We start from the raw sequence: 21046 nt of genomic DNA, 5'->3' as shown, positions 1-21046 counted from the left end.
TATAAAAAATCTATATTTTGATATTGAGAATGATAACTAAATGAAAAATCATTATTGTTTAGTTGTTAATGTTAATTTCGTTGTATGCACTAATATTTCCCCATAAAATATAATGATTAAGTGCAAAGTTTCTGTAACCTTTTGGTGGTTATAAAATAATAATTCTCTTGATTTATGGTTTAATTATAAGAACAGTAGATATATTAAAATTGTACATTATATATTTAGGGTGAAAATTTTATGGTTATATATAATAGAGGATTGAACTATAGAATTAGGGTATATTTATAGAAGTAACTATTTTATGTATAATAAATATATAAATACTGACAGAAGTTAAAGGAGGCGCTATGGCATTTGTTAGATATTACGTAGGCGATGTAGTGAAAATGAAAAAATCGCATCCTTGTGGCAGTGACGAGTGGGAAGTTAAGCGAATCGGCACAGACTTTCTCATCGTATGTAATGGCTGCGGTCATCAACTCTTGATGCCGCGCCCTAAATTTGAAAAGGCTGTTAAGAAAATCGTCTCTCGATTGCCGGAAAATGAGTAAGGAGGAGTTATGGTACGACTTACTGATTATGTTACAAGTGGAGGCTGTGCGTGTAAGATTGGGCCTCATATATTGAACCGTGTGCTAAAAGCTGTAACACCCGTTACTAACAAGCATGTTCTCGCGGATATGACTGGTGCCGATGATGCTGGAGTATATCAAATCTCTGATACCTTTGCATTGGTGCAAACCTTAGATTTCTTTACCCCTATGGTTAATGATCCTGTTTTATTTGGTAAAATTGCAGCTGCCAATGCATTAAGCGATGTATATGCTATGGGTGGCACCCCTTTAACAGCGATGAATATCGTAGGCTTTCCGGTTCCTCTTGTCGAGCAAGGTGTTTTGACGGATGTGTTAAATGGGGCTGGTTCGATTGTAGCCGAGGCTGGTGCAGCCATCGTAGGTGGACACAGCATTGAAAATAAGGAACCTATCTTTGGGATGTCTGTGACAGGACAAGTAAATCCAAATCAGATTTGGAAAAATAAAGGTGCTCAAGTAGGGGACGTGTTGGTGCTAACAAAACGCATTGGCACAGGTATTATGAATAATGCTCTGAAAGCAGGTTTATTTCCTGTAGGTACGGAACAGGCTGTTACTAGTATGAGTACTTTAAACCGTGTAGCGGCTGAGGTGGCACATAACTTTACAGTTCATGCTTGTACAGATGTAACAGGCTTTAGCCTTATGGGGCACTCCGTAGAAATGGCAAGTGCTTCTGATGTGACGATTCATATCAAAGCTTACGATATCCCTCTTTTTGATGATGTTATCGAGGCGGCTCAAATGGGCTTAATTCCGGCTGCATCTTATGGTAATCGCAAGGCTATAACTGAAGTACAAGTTGATGAGGACTTGGATCCTGTATGGACGGATATTGTATTTGATCCTCAAACCTCTGGCGGGTTACTATTTTCTGTTCCTGCTAGCGAAAGTGAGACACTTGTCGAGGCCTTTTATAAGGCGGGGATTGACTGTGCTGCTATTGTGGGCACTGTTGAAAGCTTCAGCGGTCTTGCCGTACGAGTAACAAAATAAACTCATAAAAGATAAGTACTGTATGGTATTGATTTAGCTATTTAAATAAAATATTATTAGCTGATAGCTGATAGCTGATAGCTGATAGCTGATAGCTGATAGCTGATAGCTGATAGCTGATACTTTCATAAAACATATAATGTATATAAAGAGGTGTATGATGAGCAATACAAAGAAATTAACTGTAGATGTGCGCGGTAGCTTATGTCCAAAACCTGTTATCGAGACCAAGAAGGTAAGTGATGCGAATCCAAGTGCTATTATTACAACTATTGTAGATAATGAAGTGAGTCGCGATAATGTGGCGAAGTTTGGGAAGTCTCGTGGTTATGGTGTAGAAGTTCGCCAAGATGTCAAGGATTTCTATCTTACACTGACCCCTAATTCAAATCTAGTTACTGCAGCCCGTTGTGAGCCTATGAATTATGGAAATCGGATTATTTTGATGACGAAGGATTACCTTGGTGAAGGTAGTGAAGAGCTTGGTCGAAATTTAATGAAAACCTTCTGGGTATGCTTGCTTGAAGCCGATGTAAAACCTTCTAAGATTTATTTCATCAATAGCAGTGTTAAGATGGTAGTCAATGATTCGGTTCATTTGGAAAATATAAAGAAACTAGCTGAGCTTGGTGTAGAGATTGCAGCATGCGGTATTTGCCTTGATTTTTTTGGCGTGAAAGATGAGCTGGGAGTAGGTAGTATTACTAATATGTATGCCATTACAGACTCTATTATAGGGGATAATATTATTAAGCTATAATTTCTAGTAGTATAGTATCTTTTTTTATCAATTTCGATGTATTTTTTTATATCTCCAAGCTTTATATTTAATGTATGAGCAATTTAATCTTGCTAGTTATCAGAGAGGTGAGGTATTGGAACAAAAAAAATTACTTATAGTTTTTACCTCTTATTATTTTGGAGATAAGGCGGATAAGGTATTAACAGAATTAGAGGTGCCTCATCAGTTGATGGCCACACCCCCAGAGCTTTACGATATGTGTGGTTTATCTATCGCAATAGATTCAAGTATAGTGGATCAAGTAAAGACCATTTTAAAAGAACATAAAATTAGTACATCTGGCTTCTTTTGGTATGAAAAAGGAGAGCTAGCCGTACCGTATAAAGTCTAGACGTTGTCTAGGCTTTTTTTACTTTAGTGTCCATCTTCATATAACTTGAACGATGAGTGTGGTACTATAGAAACATGATATATTTTATCAATTACAGATATTAATTATGGAGGTATATATGAGTAAATATGAAATAGAAAATGTAAAATTAATAGCCCCTAAATTTGATCGTAAAGATTTAGAGTACGCTATGACATATCGTTATGCATGTAAGAAATTTGATAGTACTAAAAAGATTTCTGATGATGATTGGCAAGGTATCTTAACAGCGGCGCGCTTGTCTCCAACCTCCTTAGGTTTTGAGGCTTACCAATTATTAGTTATTCAAAATCCTGAAATCCGTGAAAAGATGAAAGCTTATGGTTGGGGTATTCAAGCTGGTCTTGAAGCGAGTCATTTCGTAGTGTTCTTAACACGTAAAAAGGTGGATTTGGAATTTGATTCTCCTTATGTACGCTATATTCAAGAAGAGGTGAAACAATTACCTGCTGAAGTTGATGCTATTTATAAAGAAAAATATGCTCAGTTCACAACTGAAGACTATAAAACATTTGAGTCTGATCGTGCTGCCTTTGATTGGTCTTCTAAGCAAGCGTATATTGTAATGGCTAATATGATGACTATGGCTGCTTATGAAGGTCTTGATTCCTGTGCATTGGAAGGCTTTAATCAAGATAAGATGACCGCTTTTTTAGGTGATGAACTAGGGCTCTTTGATACAAAACATTTTGGCATTGCTGTGATGGCTGCCTTTGGATATCGAGATGAAGAACCGCATCGCAATAAAACACGTCGCACAATGGATGAAATTGTTACAGTAGTTTAATCGATTGCGACTTTTATAACTATATCGAATTTCTTCATTTAATCTTTAGAAATGAATGTTATATTATAAATATACATATTATTTATAATATTTATAAAGTTCGTTTTTTTGTAGGATATTATAAATATATTGATTAAATAGGAAGGAGTGATCGTATGTTATGGTCAATTATTGTTGGTGGTTTTATCGGTTTTCTTGCAGGAGCCATCACTAACAAAGGTGGAGCAATGGGCGTTATTGCCAATGTTGTTGCTGGTTTAGTTGGTTCGTCTGTGGGTCAAGCAATATTTGGCACATGGGGTCCTAGCTTAGCTGGCATGGCATTAATTCCTTCTGTTCTTGGTGCTGTAATTGTTGTTGCTGTTGTTTCGTTTTTCTTCGGGAAAAAGGGATAGTAATCTTTTTTTAAAAGTATAGCTAACATAGCTATAAATGATTTTATATGAAAGGATCATAATTATGGCATTAGAAGATAAATTAAATCAAGCTAAAGGTGCATTAAAAGAAAATGCCGGTAAATTAACTGGTGACAAAGAATTGCAAGCAGAAGGCGCTGTAGAAAATACAGCTGCAAAAGTTAAAGACGCTGCACATGATGTTGCTGAAGATCTCAAAAAAGCAGCTGAAGATGTTAAAGATGCTGTAGATGGTGCGATTAGTGGCGTCAAAAATGTTCTTCATAAAGACGATAAATAATATTATATAAAGGTTATAATTAGTAATAAAAAAAACAGTAAATCCTGAGATTTACTGGTTTTTGTTATATAAGTTTATTTATACATTGAAGCGGAAATGGGTTACATCGCCGTCTTTCATAACGTAGTCTTTACCTTCAAGGCGTACGAGGCCTTTTTCTTTAGCTGCATTTTGGCTACCACAAGCTTGTAAGTCATCAAAGGATACAATTTCAGCGCGGATAAAGCCTTTTTCAATATCCGAGTGAATTTTACCAGCAGCTTGAGGTGCTTTGGTGCCATTTACGATTGTCCAAGCACGAGCTTCCATTTCACCAGCTGTGAAGTAATTGATAAGACCTAAGAGTGCATAACTTGCTTTGATCAGTTTTGTTAAGCCTGATTCGTCAAGCCCTAGATCTTCGAGGAAGGCCGCGGATTCTTCGTCGGATAATTCAGCGATTTCAGACTCGATGCGTGCGGAAACCACAACGATACCTGCACCCTCGTTTTTAGCGTATTCTTCGACACGTTTAACGTATTCGTTGGCAGAGTAATCGGCTACTTCATCTTCAGAAATATTGGCTACATAAAGAGATGGTTTAGCGGTAAGCAATGTCAACTCTTTGATCATTTCCAATTCGTCTTCATCAAGACCTTGTGCACGAACGGGTTTTGCTTCACCTAAACCTTCGATGATGCGTTCTAACAATGGTAATTCAGCACGTGCATCTTTGTCGCCAGATTTAGCAATTTTTTCAATACGTTGTTTTCGTTTTTCTACGGATTCAAGGTCAGCTAGGCAGAGCTCAGTATTAATGATTTCAATGTCGCGAATTGGATCAATAGAGCCAGAAACGTGAGTGATGTTAGGGTCATCGAAACAACGAATAACTTGTGCTATCGCATCTACTTGGCGGATATGGCTAAGGAATTTATTACCCAAACCTTCGCCCTTGGATGCACCTTCTACGAGGCCAGCAATATCTACGAAGCGCATAGCAGCAGGGAGGATGCGTTTGGAACCGAACATTTCAGCCAATACAGCTAAACGATTATCTGGAACGTCAACGACACCTACATTAGGTTCAATTGTACAGAATGGATAATTGGCAGCTTCAGCGCCCGCTTTTGTGATAGCGTTGAATAATGTACTTTTACCAACATTTGGAAGGCCTACGATGCCTACTTCTAAATTTGTGCTCATGGTACCACCTTTTATTAACAAATTGATTTCGTTCTTTGTGAAAGTTTATAGCAATAGTTTGTTATAAACCTTATCAAATAAATATTATACCATACTAATAGGATGGAATTACTCAATAAATATAAAATAGATTATTTCAAAGTGCTATAATATAAATAGAGTTAAATATATTACTTAAATAATGTGATAAGTTCATATTAAAATATAGGATTAATATAGATTTTTATTCGCCGTAACTATATAGATATAATTTATAGGTGTATATATTAATAGGGTATGGGATGTATCCAATCATGTTAATGAATATATTTTTAAACCTATATAGTGAAAGCTAATAGGAAAGGAAGTTCAGTATGTTTCCCAAGCTATTTGATAGTTTCTTAGTCCATTATTTAGAACGTTTCAATGATCATTGTTTTACCGTAAAAATTGGAGATAATGAATATACAATCGGTGACGGAGAATCCGAGTTTACCGTCATCGTTAATCGCGATATTCCCAAGAAGGATTTGTTAATATCCGCAGAACTCGCCCTCGGTGAAGCGTATATGCGTAAAGATATCGAAATTGAAGGGGATTTGTTTAAAGCCCTTTGTGTAGTCCTTGGTCATGTAGGTAAGGACTCTATCAATCGTAAGGTACTTAGCTCGCTCTTTAATGCAGGTCTTAAAAAGAAAGATCAAAAACAACAAGTATCTTCCCATTATGATTTAGGCAATGAATTCTATAAATTGTGGCTCGATGAAACCATGAGCTATTCCTGTGCGTATTTTAAGCATGAGAATGATAGTCTCAAAGATGCGCAATATCAAAAGGTTCATCATATTCTCGATAAATTGTACTTAAAAGAGGGTATGACTTTACTTGATATTGGTTGCGGATGGGGATTCCTTCTCATTGAAGCGGCTCGTAAATATGGGGTTAAGGGCTATGGGTGTACTCTTTCCGAAGAACAATGGAAAAAAGGACAGGAACGCATTAAAGAATATGGTTTTGAAGGACAGGTTGAGATTGAACTTATAGATTATCGCGACGTAGCAGCTTCCAGGCGTACCTTTGACCGTATTGTCAGCATCGGCATGCTTGAACATGTAGGTCGGCCTAATTTTCCTCTGTATATGGAGGACGCATCGGATATGCTTAAAGACGGTGGTTTGTTCCTGCTTCACTACATCAGTGATCCTTCTGAAAAGGAAACAAGTGCCTGGATTCGTAAATATATCTTCCCGGGCGGATGTTTGCCGTCCCTTCGCGAAATGGTCAGCCTCGCTTATGACTATGATATGAATGTCATCGATGTTGAAAGTTTGCGGTATCACTATTATAAGACTTTAATGCATTGGTATAACAATTTCCAAGGCGTCCGTGAGCAAGTAGAAGCGAAACGAGGCAGTGAATTCGTACGCATGTGGGATTTGTATCTTTGTGGATGTGCGGCAGGTTTCTACATCGGTAATATGGACTTGCATCAAATTTTGATGACAAAAGGTGTTACGAACGAATTGCCGTTAACACGTTGGTATTAAGTAAGTGTAAAAAAAGTTTATAGGACAAAAAAGAGACCATCTTAAGATGGTCTCTTTTAATTAGCGGCATTGTAACTATTTTATATTTGTAGATTACCGAAAGCACGTTCTGTAAGTTTCGTTAAAAATTTTATTGAATGAATATCATATATAATTGTAAAAGAACTTTATCATTCTTTAGTGCCAAGTACTATAAACCCTGAATAGGATTTATTATCCTCTTTTCCTACAATGATTTTGGTATGAACATCAAAGAAATCATTCAGATTATTTTCTGTTACAGTATTCTTGGTGGTACCTAAAATATAGTTATTAGGTTTTAGCATTAAAGTTTTATCAGATATTTGAAGTGCATGATCAGGATAATGTGTGTTCATAATGCAAGCAAGATTAGATTCATCTACGATGTTTCGAATAAGTGAAAGCATGGTATACTGATTTTTAAAATCTAAATGTGATTCTGGTTCGTCCATAATGAGTAGTTGCGGTTCACTCGCTAGTGCTCTGGCAATAAATGCCAATTGCAACTGACCTCCACTTAAGCTTGATGCTATTTTGGAAGCGAGTGAGGAAATACCTATTCTTTTTAGGACAGAGTGGACTATTTCATAGTCTTTATCTGTAGGTACAGAAAACATACCAATATGTCTACTGCGTCCCATTAATACGATTTCTTCTACCGTATAAGGAAATGATAACTCTCTTGCTTGCGGAACATAGCCAATAGGAGCATTATCATGGGGACTAACTAGTTTATTATTTATGTATATGTTGCCTTCTTGCAACTGCTGTATACGGGAGATACATTTTACTAATGTTGTTTTTCCAATCCCGTTCCTGCCTAAAATAGTCAATATTTCGCCCGATTTTATTGTGAAAGAAATGTCTTTGAAAATATAATCTTTTTTATTATAAGCAAATGAGCCGTTTCTCAATTCAAAAATCATTTCCAATCACCTCGTGTACGGTAAAAAAGACAAGCAAAGAATGGGGCCCCTACTAAGGCGGTGATTATTCCTATTGGTATTTCTGCAGCAATAGCTGAGCGTGCGATTAAATCCACGATAATCATGAAAATAGCTCCGACAATGATGGAGATAGGAAGTAGTTTCTGATGATCTACACCTATTAACATGCGACAAATATGTGGAATGACAAGTCCTACCCAACCGATAATTCCTGTGATGGTTACGCAAGCTGCAGTTATTAACGTGGCCATAGCAATGATAATTAGGCGTAACTTAAAAGGATTTACCCCGAGTGCTGTAGCTTCTTCATCTCCCATAGAGAGAATATTGATTTTCCAACGTAGGAAGTATAGTACAGCGCATCCAAAGATGATAGGAATAGAGACGAGTGAAACATTTTCGTAGGAAGCTGTAGAAAAACTACCCATTAACCAATATGTAATTGCTGGTAATTTGTCATACGGGTCAGCTACATATTTAATTAGAGCTATTAATGCTCCGAAAATAGCAGAAACAATCATTCCTGATAAAACCAGTGATAATGACGTGATTTGGTTCCTTAGTCGAGCTAGACTATATGTGAGGCAAACACTGACAATACCAAAGATAAGTGCAAATCCCGTAGCATATATATTTATTCCAGAAATTAATATTCCCAGTGCAGCGCCAAAGGCTGCACCGGAACTAACACCTAATATATCCGGACTGACTAATGGATTTCTGAAAATACCTTGAAAAACGGTACCAGCAATTGCAAGGGCCCCACCAACAAGTATGTTTAGTAAAATTCGAGGAATACGAAGATTCCAAATTACGGCGGATTCCATATCAAATGCAGCGGCAGAGTTTCCGTTTGATAAAATATTTATAACTTGTGTAGGCATTAGCATATATCGTCCAGTCATCAAGGATACTAATACAGTAAGAGCGAGAAATACTAAAAGGCAGAAAAATATAACTAGATATTTATTTTGAGAGCTCATGAGTACTCCTTAGTTAAAATGTGGGAGTGTTATTTATAGAAGTATTTAAGATGGTATTAATTTCACTATCTGTGAGATTATAGTGGTAGAAGGTATTGTAAAATTGTTTTAAATCGTCACGTAATATATAGTCATTAAAAGTGTCAGGTTGAATGAGTTGTCCCATCCATTTCATCATTAATGGTGTTTCTACATTAGGTGCATCCCAACGATAGATTCCCATAGGTGCTTTATAAACTCGATGCGTTTTTACAGCTTTTATGTTACTCCAATTTTGACCTTCAAGCTTATCCTGATAAATATCATCAGGTGTAATAGAATCAAAGTTGCTTAATATAATTATATCGGGATCCCAGGTCATGATTTCTTCCATTGAGACTTTAGTCCAGCTACCTTTTGTATCTTTTGCAGCATTTTCACCACCTGTCATAGTAATCATGAGTTGGTTGACAGATTTGTTCCCTGCGACAGTTAAATTCTTATTTTGTAAATATAATACTTTGGGCTTATTTGGTAACGCAGAAGCATTTTTTTGTTTAAAATATGCTTCTGAATCTTTATGGTATGAGATTAAGGCTTCAGCTTGTTCCGGCTTATCTAGAATCTTCCCTAATAGACGAATTCCGTTTTGAATATCTTCCAATGTTCCATACTTTATGGATACAGCAGGTATACCTAGCTCTTTAAGTTTTTTTGCTACTTCTGGTTGATAATCCCAAATGATGACAACATCAGGCTTTAGCTTAGCAACTTCTTCAAAATTAACATTGAAATTGTTGTCTACAAATGATGAGTTAACATTTTCTAAATCAGGCGCTAACGTCTTAAATATACTGGCTTCATATGATTTTTTAGCTGATGGATGGATACCTACTATTTTTTTATTGCTACCATCAACTGCATATACAATAGAGGTCCAAGGGATAGGGACGATAGCGATACGATTAATTTCTTTCTTCATAGATACGTCTGTACCGGTTAAATCTGTAACGACTTTTATATTATCGTTGGGTTTATCGTTTGGACCAACAGAATTGGTACAACCGGCAAATAGTAGAGGACATATTAATAATCCTGCTATAAGACTATTGTGTATAAAATTTTTCAGTTTCATACGGCACCTCCATGATGGATATAAATTAAATAAATTTATCTTAGCATTTAAAAAAATAAACTTCTAATTCCTAATTTTTATATACATATAGAAGAATATTATAAAGTTAAAATATGTAGAAAATATCCGGTAATAGAGTTTCTAATAGTATTTTTTGGGTATAAAAAAGGCCCTCATCTATTAAGTCGATGAGGACCTCACTCTATTATAGAGAATGTGCTCTTAATTCTTCAGCAGATTGTGTGGAAATCCAAGCCGGTGGAATGTCGAATACTGTATAGCAACCTGTGCCGCCGTGTTTAGCAAGTCGGTAGAGACCACGAGCGTAAGCAACAAGTGCAGAGCCTGTGAATTCAGGGTTAGAGTCAAGTTTCAAGGAGTACTCAATAACGTGACGTGTGCCTTCTGTACTTTCACCAGAGCGAAGAACGAAGCCACCATGTGGAATGCCTTTGTGGTCGCGATCAAGTTCTTCTTGGGAAATGAAGTTGACTACAGTTTTATAGCCTACGAAGTAGTTTTCCATAGTTTTGATTTCGTTTTCGATTTTAGCTTTGTCCGCATCAGGAGCCGCTACTACATAGCACTCACGAAGGTGACCTTTATAGCCATCAACATCTGGAGTTTCGCCGTTACGGATAGCTTCTAGGTATTGTTCTTTAGGCACAGTATATTGACGAGCATCAAGAACACCATCGATACGGCGAATGGCATCGGAATGACCTTGGGATACACCGCGGCCCCAGAATGTGTAGGATTTACCTTTTGGTAAGATTGCTTCCGCGTAAACGCGTTGCAAAGAGAACATGCCTGGATCCCAACCACAAGAAATTAATGTAGCAGTTTTGGCCTCTTTAGCTACTTTGTCTACATTAGCGAAGTGTTCAGGAATACGTGCATGTGTATCGAAGGAATCGATACAGTTAAAGTATTTTGTTACCATCGGTGTTTGTTCGATAAGATCTGTTGCAGAACCACCGCAAAGAACCATTACATCGATTTTGCCTTTAAAGTTAGGAATATCTTCCATCGTGTAAGTAGGTACACCAGATACAGTTTCAATACCTTGACGGCGAGAGAATACGCCGATGAGCTCCATATCAGGTTGTAACTGAACAGATGCTTCTACGCCACGAGCTAAGTTGCCGTAACCAACGATACCAATACGAATATTCATATTAGCCTCCTATATAAGTTGAAATTTAATAATTAATATATTTATTATAGCATAAAATTAATAGCTTTTAATATTTTTCTATAGAATTTATTAGATGGTATAGAAAATAATTAATATCTAATTTAAACAAGTAATTTGTGCACAATTATATCGATACATAGCGTGTTGTTATAGGGGACAAATAAAAAATCATATGAGTAGAAATTGACACATATACCCTGAATCTAGATACAATTAAATTGGTTATGTTAGTTAGTTATGTTCATAGTTGAAGTGTTAAGGAGGTATAACATGAGAAGAAATGTAAAAGCTGCTGTTATTGCTGCATTAATCGTAACAGGTGCTAATGCTTTTACCATGGTATCAGCCACAACTGTGGAAAGTCATACAGACGGAAAATCCATTGGCCTTAATTTGTGGGGGGAAAAGAGACATTATACAGATGACTTAACTGTTAATGTATCAGGTTTAGGTGTAAATGGAACAAAATATCATAATAATGTTACAGGTATTTATGCCCTTGATGGGACACAAGTTGCTATCGATAAAAATGTAACTGTAACAGTTAAAAATCCAGCACCAGCAGAAAGTGGCGCGAAACGTAGACCTGATTTGGCACATTATTACATGAGCGGTATCTATGCTGGTTATGGTGGACTTACTAATGATGGAAATAACGATGATACTCGAATTACCGTAAAGGGTAATGCTAAAGTCGATGCTGTTGGCGTTGGTTTGCAAGCTAATAAAGATGGATATATTCGCATACTAGGTGGGGCTGATATAAAAACATATCCTTTAGATACCTCTGATACCTATTCTGCATTATCTGAAGAAGGTTTTGTTTATGTAAATACGGGTATGGATGGCTTACATCCGGGAACGAATGATGTGAAGATGTATGGTAATATAGGATTTTTAGATAAAAACTATGGTATCGACAAGAATCCACATAACCATGGATCTGAAATTTCTTTAGGTTTAACAACACCAAATTCTAAATTGGTAGGTGGTGTGCTGAATGAATTTGATGAAAGCAACAACAATCCGTACCATGGTGGTTTGCGATTGTACTTACAAAATGGTGCGACTTGGCGCAATGAATGGCTAGGAGCTGAGCGCGTATATCCTACACAAGGTCGTCCTAATAATGCAAACTATTTATATACTGGTAGTCGTGTAGAACATTTTATTGGTGGTAAAGATATAAATAGTCAAGGTATTATTCAAGCCGTAGACTCAAGACCTATTACTATTAACAACTATGCTGGTCATGCAGCTATCGACTATGAAAAGGGAGCCCCTGCAGTGGCACAAGGTAAGGGTGAAGTCGTTATCAATCATGCTGATAAGGGTTCTTCTGTGACTATGCGCAGTTCGGCAGATGCACTTAAAGGGTATGCAAATATAGACAACCCACGAGGCACTTTGCAGCAGTTGGCTAATAAATTAACATATGCTGGCTTTACTAAGGGTGAGCGTAATTTAGATGTAAATGTTCAAGTCGATTCAGGCCTTATTAGTCCTGCATTTGCTACTAAGCTTGGTACAGATAGCTTTACTGTTGATGGGAAACCTAGTATTACTGACCAAGCGGTTGTGACAGCTCGTGAAAGCGAAGTTGTTTCTGGTGCTAAGAGTGCGTTAGCCTCCTCTGTGATGCAAATGAGAGCCGATACGAATGATTTACAACGTCGCCTTGGTGATGTGCGACTCAACTCCAATAAGCATGGTGTATGGGGGAAATACATCGGTGGTAAATCTAAAATTACAGACAGCGCCTATGTAAACCAAACCTATAACATGGCGCAAGTAGGCTATGACACATTGCGTGGCGATTGGACTATAGGTGGTGCCTTACTATACGGTACAAGCAGTAGTGATTACGCACTAGGTTCTGGCTCTGGTAAAACTGCGGGTTTAGCATTATACGGTGCAAAACAATATAATGATGGTCGTTATTTAGATGTGATTGGTAAAGTAAGTCGTTTGAAAAATGATTTCACTGTACGCAATAGCTTGGGTACAAGCTTGAGCGGAGATTACCGCAATACAGGTACCTCTTTGAGCGTTGAATATGGTAAACGAATCAAGAAAGACAATGGTTTCTACATCGATCCTAACGCAGAATTGACGCTTAGTCGATTGTCTAGTGTAAACTTTGATGCTCGTACAAATACAGGTAGCACAGTGCATATTAACTCTGATGCGGTAAACTCCGTTATTGGTCGTATTGGTGTAGGCATTGGCAAGGAAAGTAAGAATAGCAACCTTTTCCTCAAAGCAGCATTAGCGCATGAATTCTCTGGTAAAATGAAAGCTACTTATAGCATGACCGGTGAGCCAACTACAGGCAGTGAAGTGAATCTTAAGGATACATGGCTAGATGTTGAGTTAGGTGGTTCATGGAGCGTACGTCCTAATACATATATTTATGGGACTTTCACTAAAAACTTTGGTGCTATCGTAGACAATTCCTATCGCATTGACGCAGGGATTCGTCATAACTTCTAATTAATAGTAAATATAGCGGACACAAATAATATGGGGATGTTATTTGTTAGTACTATGGAGTTAAGGAATACTTGAATTAAATATTCATATATGTAAGGGTATATAAAAAAAGACCGACTACATTCCTATTGAAGGATTGTAATCGGTCTTTTGGTTTTATAGATATAAACTATTTTAAATCACATAATCCAGATTTAATGTAATCTAAATATAAATCAAGATATAAATCTAAACCTAAATATAGACATAATCATATTAGAATTGTAATGTTTTGATTCTTTCAACGGCGCGAATTGTATTTTCACGACTGCCGAATGCTGTCAAACGAAGGTAACCTTCACCATGAGGGCCAAAGCCAGAGCCTGGTGTAGATACGATTTGAACTTGTTCGAGCAAGATGTCGAATAATTCCCAGCTAGTCATATTGCCAGGTGTTTTTAGCCAAATGTATGGAGCGTCAACGCCACCGTATACCGTAAGGCCGATAGATTCAAGACCTTCTTTGATGATGAGGGCATTTTCTTTATAGTACGCAATGTTTGCACGTGTTTGTTCACGTCCTTCTTTTGTGTATACTGCTTCTGCACCACGTTGGATGATGTAAGGAACACCATTGAATTTAGTACATTGACGACGGTTCCACATAGGGTTTAGCGGTTGGCGTTCACCAGATTTAGTTTTGCCAGTTACCTCTTTAGGTACTACGGCGTAAGCACAACGTGTACCAGTGAAACCTGCAGTTTTGGAGAAGGACCGGAACTCGATAGCTACTTCACGAGCACCTTCGATTTCATAGATGGATTTTACAGTGTCTTCTGTGCTGATGAAAGCTTCGTAAGCGGAGTCAAACATCAAAATGGCATCATTATCTTTACACCATTTGATCCATTCTGCTAAACGAGCACGGCTCAAAACAGTACCGGTTGGATTGTTAGGTGAGCAAAGGTATACGATGTCTACACGTTCAGAAGGGAATTCTGGAGAGAAGTTATTTTCTGCGTAAGTAGGGAGGTATACAACCTTTTGGAAGATGCCATCTACAGCTTCGCCAGTACGACCACCCATAACGTTGGAGTCTAAGTATACTGGGTACACAGGATCTGTGATAGCAATGATGTTATCTTCGCTGAATAACTCTTGGATATTACCAACGTCAGATTTTGCACCATCGGAAACGAATACTTCGTCAATAGCTATATCTACGCCTAATGGTTTGTAATCGCCATCAACAATAGCTTGACGTAAGAAATCATATCCTTGTTCAGGACCATAACCTCGGAATGTTTCTGCTTTTCCCATTTCTTGAACAGCTTTACTCATAGCATCGATAATTGCTGGAGCAAGAGGTAATGTAACATCGCCGATACCAAGACGAATAATATCTGCATCTGGATGAGCAGTTTGGTACTCATTTACCTTTTTAGCAATATTAGCGAATAAATAAGAACCTTGTAGGTTTAAGTAGTTTTCATTGATATTAGCCATGATGACTCCTTTTTATAATCAGATTTCTCTATATATAGTAAATTATATAGAATAATGACGCAAGGATTTTCTATAGAATTTTTGCTTAATCTAAATAGTGTAAATATTTTTAATATAAAAGACTATAATATGAGGAAATTATTACTCGTTGATTGTATTAAAGTAAAAATATAGGAAGATAATATTCGCATAGAATTTTATTTCTTCATTATTTACTCATAAAAAGTCCACTGATATAATGAATTTATAATAATACATTGATCTATTGTGTATGATATGGGGTAATTTTAGTAGTTATGTGCAGTGAGGTAAATTGCTATTAAGGGAGGCATTTATAATGTTAAAGTCTAAAGAAGTATATGAATTTATTTGCAAAGGTATTAATCGAAAAGATAAAATTGATGAGTTTGAAACCCTTTTTGGGCAACCTAAGAACGATACAATAGAAGATACTGTTAATATAAAAAAAGTAAAGCCAAAAGATAACGATGGGGATATAAAAAGATTTGCAGCAAATTTTTATAAGGCATCTATTGTAAATTATAAAGGCTATGTACAAGGCGCGTCGCAAACGGACAAAAACCGCTATAGTGAAGCTATTGCCAGTACTCTTTTATCAAAAAATCTTTTAAAGACATGGACAGACTTAACGCCTGTACGATCTAATCATTTTGATACAAAGCATTCTCCTTCTGAAATAGTAGATATGAAAAAGCTGCAAGGCACAAATCGTAAAGAAGAAATTTTAGCGAAATTGTTGTTTTATCAACGTAAGGTTGATGGATTAGGTTATATTTTTGATTATCAAACACCATTAAAGGAAACACAAAATGATTCTTATGGAAAAATAGATTTATTAGGCTATAACACTGATGACGAATGTTATTCTGTAATTGAATTAAAATATCGTCCATCTGGTAGTGAGGAAACTTTACTACGCTGTATTTTAGAAGCTTATACATATTATAAGTTGCTTGATTTAAAACAGATTAAGGCTGATGTTGCTCACGAGGGTATAAATAACTTAAAGAAATTATCTGAATATAAACATACAAATGAAGCCGAGTTAGTTGTTTTGTTTGACGAAAAGTCTTGTATAAAAGAAGATGGTGGGGATAAAACAAATTTGATGCTTCGTATCGTTTCAAATGAACCAAATGAACCTAACTATCCATCTAAAACTGTTGTGTCAGAACAGTATAAAGAGTGCCAGGAATTAATTAATCCAAGTAAAAGAAAAGAATTACGAGCTTTATGTGAGGCTATATTAAAACAAGAGTCTAAATTGAAACAAATTCGATTTGTTGTATTACAAGCTCAAAAAGTAAGTAAATCGCCTTATAAAAATAAAGTAGATAATTGGTCAGAAAATTTGGATCGTTTATATCGAGCAGAAACATTGCTTACCATTTCTAAGTAAAGGTTGAATATGAATATTGTTGTTCATCGTGGCACACATCAGATTGGTGGTAGTGCTATAGAAATTAGTACAGCATCTACTCGCATTATGTTAGATTTTGGTAATGAATTAAGTTTAGATGAAAAGTACACACCTATAAATCTTGATATAGAAGGCGTTACAAAAGGAAAGTTGGATTGTGACGGTATTGTGATTTCTCATTATCATATGGATCACTTAGGCCAACTAACCTCTGCACTATCAGAAATTCCATTATATATGGGTGAATTAAGTAAGGAAATCGCGCTAATAGGTGCTGAGTATCAAGATAGAGGTTTATACTTGCGCTTATTAGGTGCTAATACATTTCGTGGGGGAGAGGCTTTCACTATTGGTGATATACGGATTAGGCCTTTGGTTATTGACCATAGTGCCGCTGATAGTTATATGTTTGTTATTGAGGCTGAAGGTAAACACATTTTATATACAGGTGATTTCCGGATGCATGGGCTGCGTCAACATGTATTAGAGAAGTTAGTTAAGACCTATATAGGTGAGGTTGATGTATTAATTACAGAAGGAACTTCATTATCTAGAGATGCCAATGACCCTATAGCTGAAGTAGCTGTATTAGATGATATTTCTTCTTATATTCAAGACGGAAAATATGTTTTTGTTATGTGTTCTTCTACGAATATTGACCGTATTATGGGGATTTGGCAGAATATGCCAACTGATAAAGTACTCATTTGTGATGCTTATCAGAAAAGAATATTAGATACTGTGATTAATAATGTATATTATGAAAGTTCTTTGTATCGTAGACATGATAGCCCATTAGTTATTGATAAAGGAAGGTATCCTAAATACTATATGGAACATGGATTTGTATCTTTAGTAAGAGGGACAGAAAATTTTATTTCTAAAATTAAAGAGTTCCCTAAAGATGATGTACGTATTATATATTCCATGTGGACAGGATATATTGAGGAGAATTTAGCATTGAAAGAATTGTTAGATATATATACATCTTATATATGTCATGCCAGTGGTCATGTCTCAAAGGACGATTTAGTTCAGTTCATAGAAATGGTTGATCCTGATATTGTTATTCCGGTTCATACTGATATCCCTGAAAAACTAAAGAGAATACTACCTAATAGAAATGTTTATGTCGTTAATGATAAAGAGCCATTTATCATATAATTCCTTTAAGAAATTCTATTTATGTTGTATAATAAGTAAAAAGAGAGCCATCAACGTGTGGTAGCGTTAGGCTCATCTTATAAACAGTTTTAAGAGGATTGCCTAGCGTGCGAGTATTTTGAATACTCTGTTGCGTTAGGCTTTTGTCTTTACACTATTTGAATAGTGCAAAGAGTGATATTGCTATAGACCAATTTTTGCGTAGTATTTTACTACGCTTTTTTGTTGAAAAATATCAAAACTATATAGGATTAACTTTGTTTTTGATATAATCTAAATAAATACATATTATAGTGCGATTTTATATGAAAGTGGTGTCTTTATGCTGACGATTAGCAATAAGGGATGGCTTTTTACTTCTATATTAAGTGCTTTGATGGCGTTTACATCGTTATCAACGGATATTTATTTGCCTGCTATGCCTGAGATGGGGCGTGACCTTAATGGTGATGCGGAGCTTACGTTGACCGGGTTCTTAATTGGCTTTGCGCTAGCCCAGCTTTTTTGGGGCGCCGTTAGCGATAAAATTGGTCGTAAGAAGCCACTGATTATAGGGATAGTTTTATTTATTATTGGTTCTGTAGGTTGTGCCTTGAGTTCCTCTATGATGGAGTTATTGGCTTGGCGTGTGTTTCAGGCCTTTGGTGCCTGTGTAGGACCGATGCTATCGCGGGCTATGATTCGGGATTTATATGGTCGGACTGAGGCGGCTAAAATGTTGTCTACATTGGCCATTGTTATGGCCATAGCGCCTATAGCAGGCCCAATGTTAGCCGGACATTTACTTGTATGGTATACATGGCATTCTATATTCTGGTTGCTTGTTGGTATAGGGCTTTTAATGCTCGTTGCCGTATTAGTGCTTCCGGAAACACATCCCGTAGAGAAGAGGAGCAAAAAGTCCATAGGTCATACCTACAATAACTATTGGATTTTATTGCGCAATAAGGGCTTTATGAAATATACCCTATGTGTGAGTTCCTTTTATATTGCCATTTATGCGTTCTTAACGGGATCGCCTTATGTATATATAGATGTGTATGAAGTGCCCAAAGAATATTTTGGTTATCTCTTTTCTGTTAATATTATTGGTGTTATGTTGTTAAGTGCCATTAATCGTCGTATTGTTAGTGCTATACGCCTTGATAGACTATTGAAATATGCCACACTATTTGCTGCTGTTTGTGTATCCGTTGTTATGGGCTTGATGTTCTTAGGTTACCATTCATTGTGGTTAATCGTTATTGGCTGTTTTTTATTCTTCTCCATGAATGGTATCATTGCCGCTGTAACTAATGCATTAGCTTTAGATAGAGCAGGTAGAATGGCTGGATCTGGGGCGGCACTATTAGGTGCCATGCAATATGGTAGTGGTATTGTGTCATCGTTGATACTTACCTTTTTACCAAATGATACGGCCTATCCTATGATGGGGGTAATAGCCATATTTGTAATTATCTGCGCTATTATCGCCTTTCCTGAGGATGAAAAATATAATCGTATATAATATTGGTAAAAGCGAGGGTTTTAATTTGAATCCTTGCTTTCATCATTTTTTTAGGTTATAATAGTAAGGCTTATTGATGGTAAGCACTTCCTACCCCTATGTGTCGATAGGGGCATTAGTCCGAAAGAGGAGGTGATTTTGTATGAACAAATACGAAGTCATGTTTATTGTGAAACCAGCTGAAGAGGAAGCAACTAACGCTGTTATTGAAAAAGTAGAAGCTTTAATTGCTCGTGTAGGCGGCACAGTAGAAAAGGTAGATCGTTGGGGCAAGCGTCGTCTTGCTTACGCGGTGAAGAAATTCACTGACGGTTTCTATGTATTGATCAACTTTGAAGCAGCACCTGCTGAAATCAAAGAAATCGATCGTGTATTGAAAATCAACGATGAAGTCCTAAGACATCTAATTGTTAAACACGAAGCATAATTAAAGCCTGGAGGAAAACATGAACTCTGTACAAATTCTAGGTAATTTAGCTCGTGATCCTGAAGTACGCTATACCAAAACTGGTCGTGCGGTAGCAACTTTCACAGTAGCTGCCACAAATACCTATATTGATTCCACAACAAATGAGACGAAAGAACAAACTGCTTTCATCAACTGCGTTGCTTGGGGTAAACTTGGTGAAGCGGCAGGCAATCTTCGTAAAGGCAGTCGTTGCTTTGTAGAAGGTCGTTTGCAAACTCGTTCTTACGAGACTCAGGACGGTCAAAAACGGTACGTTACTGAAGTGGTAGCGAACTTTGTGGGCCAATCCCTTGATATGAATACTAATTCTTTCGAAGGTGGGTCCAATTTTGATAGTTTCAGTACAGGCGGCGATGACGAAAACATCCCGTTCTAGTGTCAGGGACTCCTACTAATTCGAAAAGGAGGATTCGCAATGAGAAGAGATAGAGGCAGAAAGCCAAGAAGAAAAGTATGCGTTTTCTGTGCAGACCATATCGATCAAATCGACTATAAAGATGTTGCTAAACTTCGTCGTTTTACGACTGAACGCGGTAAAATCTTACCTCGTCGTATTTCCGGTACTTGCGCAAAACATCAACGCAAATTGACTACATCTATCAAACGTGCACGTGCAATTGCTTTATTGCCATTCACTGCTGAATAATTGATGAATCAAGGCGGTACAACCATTTGGTTGTGCCGCCTTTTTGCTATACAAAAAAAGAAGCTATCCGTTGGATAGCTCCTCTTTGTTATACAGCTTTATATTTTTTAGGTGGTTCACCATTTTCGGCGGCTTCTTTATCGGCGCGCCACTTGCGTTCGAAATATTTATGATACTCAAGTGGGATATCATTAGGGGTTGCTGTTTCATAAAAGCTGCAAGTGCCTCGACGTTGTGCTTCTTCATAGAACCAGGTTTTAAACTCTAGCATAGATAAGCGAGCTTGTAGGTGCTCAATTTCTGCTAGCACACGATCTCGTTGATTTTTAATAATAGATAATCGATCGTTGATGCGGCTATCGCCTTCAACGCAGCAGTCGATAAAATGTTTGATTTCTTTTATAGGCATACCCGTACGTTTCATACATTCGATTAATTCTAGCCAATCCATATCTTCTTCGCGGAATATACGGATACCTCCACTAGAACGTTCTACGAAGGGCAATAAGCCCTCCTTGTCGTAATAACGCAAAGCAGAAGGTGCTATATTTAGTTTTTCTTGCGATTTCGCCAACAGTATATGTCATTGAATCTCCTAATATATATGGCATTTATAG

At 36.9% G+C, this 21046-nt stretch carries 22 protein-coding genes; 15 read left to right on the top strand and 7 right to left on the bottom strand.

Annotation, left to right across the window (positions count from 1 at the left end; translation table 11 throughout):
* Nucleotides 1-350: 350 nt before the first annotated feature.
* The 7 genes from E7K77_RS04650 (at nt 351) to E7K77_RS04620 (ending at nt 4250) form a co-directional block, all read left to right on the top strand.
* Nucleotides 351-554 carry a DUF951 domain-containing protein gene (locus E7K77_RS04650; RefSeq protein WP_004693828.1) on the top strand — a complete coding sequence of 68 codons (204 nt, stop codon included), beginning with the start codon at nt 351-353 and terminating at the stop codon, nt 552-554.
* A gap of 9 nt (nt 555-563) precedes the next feature.
* Entirely contained in the window at nt 564-1595 is a 1032-nt protein-coding gene (selD, locus tag E7K77_RS04645; RefSeq protein WP_316138730.1) for a selenide, water dikinase SelD, read from the top strand.
* A 160-nt stretch (nt 1596-1755) separates the two neighbouring features.
* Complete coding sequence (gene yedF, locus E7K77_RS04640) at nt 1756-2355, top strand: sulfurtransferase-like selenium metabolism protein YedF (RefSeq protein WP_316138751.1); 600 nt, start codon at nt 1756-1758, stop codon at nt 2353-2355.
* Nucleotides 2356-2470: 115 nt separating this feature from the next.
* Nucleotides 2471-2728: a DUF3343 domain-containing protein gene (locus E7K77_RS04635; RefSeq protein ID WP_316138729.1), complete on the top strand. Its 258-nt coding sequence runs from the start codon at nt 2471-2473 to the stop codon at nt 2726-2728.
* Nucleotides 2729-2846: 118 nt separating this feature from the next.
* Nucleotides 2847-3554, top strand: a complete 708-nt coding sequence (locus E7K77_RS04630; RefSeq protein ID WP_316138728.1) for an NAD(P)H-dependent oxidoreductase — start codon at nt 2847-2849, stop codon at nt 3552-3554.
* 155 nt (nt 3555-3709) lie between these two features.
* Nucleotides 3710-3949 (top strand): GlsB/YeaQ/YmgE family stress response membrane protein, encoded by a 240-nt coding sequence (locus E7K77_RS04625; protein WP_004693817.1) that lies wholly within the window; start codon nt 3710-3712, stop codon nt 3947-3949.
* Between the two features lie 64 nt (nt 3950-4013).
* Nucleotides 4014-4250 (top strand): CsbD family protein, encoded by a 237-nt coding sequence (locus E7K77_RS04620; RefSeq protein WP_325306324.1) that lies wholly within the window; start codon nt 4014-4016, stop codon nt 4248-4250.
* A 78-nt stretch (nt 4251-4328) separates the two neighbouring features.
* Here E7K77_RS04620 and ychF read toward each other — a convergent pair whose 3' ends face one another.
* Nucleotides 4329-5435 carry a redox-regulated ATPase YchF gene (gene ychF / locus E7K77_RS04615; RefSeq protein WP_287531019.1) on the bottom strand — a complete coding sequence of 369 codons (1107 nt, stop codon included), beginning with the start codon at nt 5433-5435 and terminating at the stop codon, nt 4329-4331.
* A 353-nt stretch (nt 5436-5788) separates the two neighbouring features.
* Between ychF and E7K77_RS04610 the strand changes: the two genes are divergently transcribed.
* Nucleotides 5789-6961, top strand: coding sequence for a class I SAM-dependent methyltransferase (locus E7K77_RS04610; RefSeq protein WP_316597890.1), 1173 nt, complete (start codon nt 5789-5791; stop codon nt 6959-6961).
* A gap of 170 nt (nt 6962-7131) precedes the next feature.
* Here the strand turns inward: E7K77_RS04610 and E7K77_RS04605 are convergent, their stop codons facing one another.
* The 4 genes from E7K77_RS04605 to E7K77_RS04590 all read right to left on the bottom strand — a co-directional run bounded on the left by E7K77_RS04605 (nt 7132) and on the right by E7K77_RS04590 (nt 11203).
* Nucleotides 7132-7908, bottom strand: a complete 777-nt coding sequence (locus E7K77_RS04605; protein WP_287520489.1) for an ABC transporter ATP-binding protein — start codon at nt 7906-7908, stop codon at nt 7132-7134.
* The gene (locus E7K77_RS04600) at nt 7905-8912 is read right to left on the bottom strand and encodes a FecCD family ABC transporter permease (protein WP_008602881.1); all 1008 of its coding nucleotides are present in this window, start codon (nt 8910-8912) and stop codon (nt 7905-7907) included. Before E7K77_RS04600 ends, E7K77_RS04605 begins: the two co-directional genes overlap by 4 nt.
* Nucleotides 8913-8925: 13 nt before the next feature.
* Nucleotides 8926-10026, bottom strand: a complete 1101-nt coding sequence (locus tag E7K77_RS04595) for an ABC transporter substrate-binding protein (RefSeq protein WP_325306323.1) — start codon at nt 10024-10026, stop codon at nt 8926-8928.
* A gap of 205 nt (nt 10027-10231) precedes the next feature.
* Nucleotides 10232-11203, bottom strand: a complete 972-nt coding sequence (locus E7K77_RS04590) for a diaminopimelate dehydrogenase (protein ID WP_279008271.1) — start codon at nt 11201-11203, stop codon at nt 10232-10234.
* Between the two features lie 291 nt (nt 11204-11494).
* On the opposite strand from E7K77_RS04590, the gene E7K77_RS04585 reads away from it, so the two are divergent.
* Entirely contained in the window at nt 11495-13717 is a 2223-nt protein-coding gene (locus E7K77_RS04585; RefSeq protein ID WP_316581476.1) for an autotransporter outer membrane beta-barrel domain-containing protein, read from the top strand.
* A gap of 255 nt (nt 13718-13972) precedes the next feature.
* Here E7K77_RS04585 and E7K77_RS04580 read toward each other — a convergent pair whose 3' ends face one another.
* Entirely contained in the window at nt 13973-15202 is a 1230-nt protein-coding gene (locus E7K77_RS04580; RefSeq protein ID WP_287531014.1) for an LL-diaminopimelate aminotransferase, read from the bottom strand.
* A gap of 337 nt (nt 15203-15539) precedes the next feature.
* Here E7K77_RS04580 and E7K77_RS04575 point away from each other — a divergent pair, with 337 nt between their 5' ends.
* The 6 genes from E7K77_RS04575 to rpsR all read left to right on the top strand — a co-directional run bounded on the left by E7K77_RS04575 (nt 15540) and on the right by rpsR (nt 20429).
* Nucleotides 15540-16622 carry a hypothetical protein gene (locus E7K77_RS04575; RefSeq protein WP_105086964.1) on the top strand — a complete coding sequence of 361 codons (1083 nt, stop codon included), beginning with the start codon at nt 15540-15542 and terminating at the stop codon, nt 16620-16622.
* 9 nt (nt 16623-16631) lie between these two features.
* Nucleotides 16632-17807, top strand: coding sequence for an MBL fold metallo-hydrolase (locus E7K77_RS04570; RefSeq protein ID WP_120055580.1), 1176 nt, complete (start codon nt 16632-16634; stop codon nt 17805-17807).
* 322 nt (nt 17808-18129) lie between these two features.
* On the top strand, nt 18130-19314 hold the full coding sequence (locus tag E7K77_RS04565) for a multidrug effflux MFS transporter (RefSeq protein ID WP_325306321.1): 1185 nt from the start codon (nt 18130-18132) through the stop codon (nt 19312-19314).
* Between the two features lie 142 nt (nt 19315-19456).
* Nucleotides 19457-19741 (top strand): 30S ribosomal protein S6, encoded by a 285-nt coding sequence (gene rpsF / locus E7K77_RS04560; protein WP_004693799.1) that lies wholly within the window; start codon nt 19457-19459, stop codon nt 19739-19741.
* 19 nt (nt 19742-19760) lie between these two features.
* Nucleotides 19761-20159, top strand: a complete 399-nt coding sequence (locus tag E7K77_RS04555) for a single-stranded DNA-binding protein (RefSeq protein WP_004693797.1) — start codon at nt 19761-19763, stop codon at nt 20157-20159.
* A gap of 39 nt (nt 20160-20198) precedes the next feature.
* Nucleotides 20199-20429, top strand: coding sequence for a 30S ribosomal protein S18 (gene rpsR / locus E7K77_RS04550; RefSeq protein WP_004693795.1), 231 nt, complete (start codon nt 20199-20201; stop codon nt 20427-20429).
* Nucleotides 20430-20517: 88 nt separating this feature from the next.
* On the opposite strand, the gene E7K77_RS04545 is transcribed toward rpsR, so the two are convergent.
* Nucleotides 20518-20934: a MerR family transcriptional regulator gene (locus E7K77_RS04545; protein ID WP_008602858.1), complete on the bottom strand. Its 417-nt coding sequence runs from the start codon at nt 20932-20934 to the stop codon at nt 20518-20520.
* Nucleotides 20935-21046 lie beyond the last annotated feature (112 nt).

The sequence above is a fragment of the Veillonella parvula genome (assembly GCF_032577575.1).
Lineage (GTDB): Bacteria > Bacillota > Negativicutes > Veillonellales > Veillonellaceae > Veillonella.
This window is presented reverse-complemented; position numbering and strand designations above follow the sequence as displayed.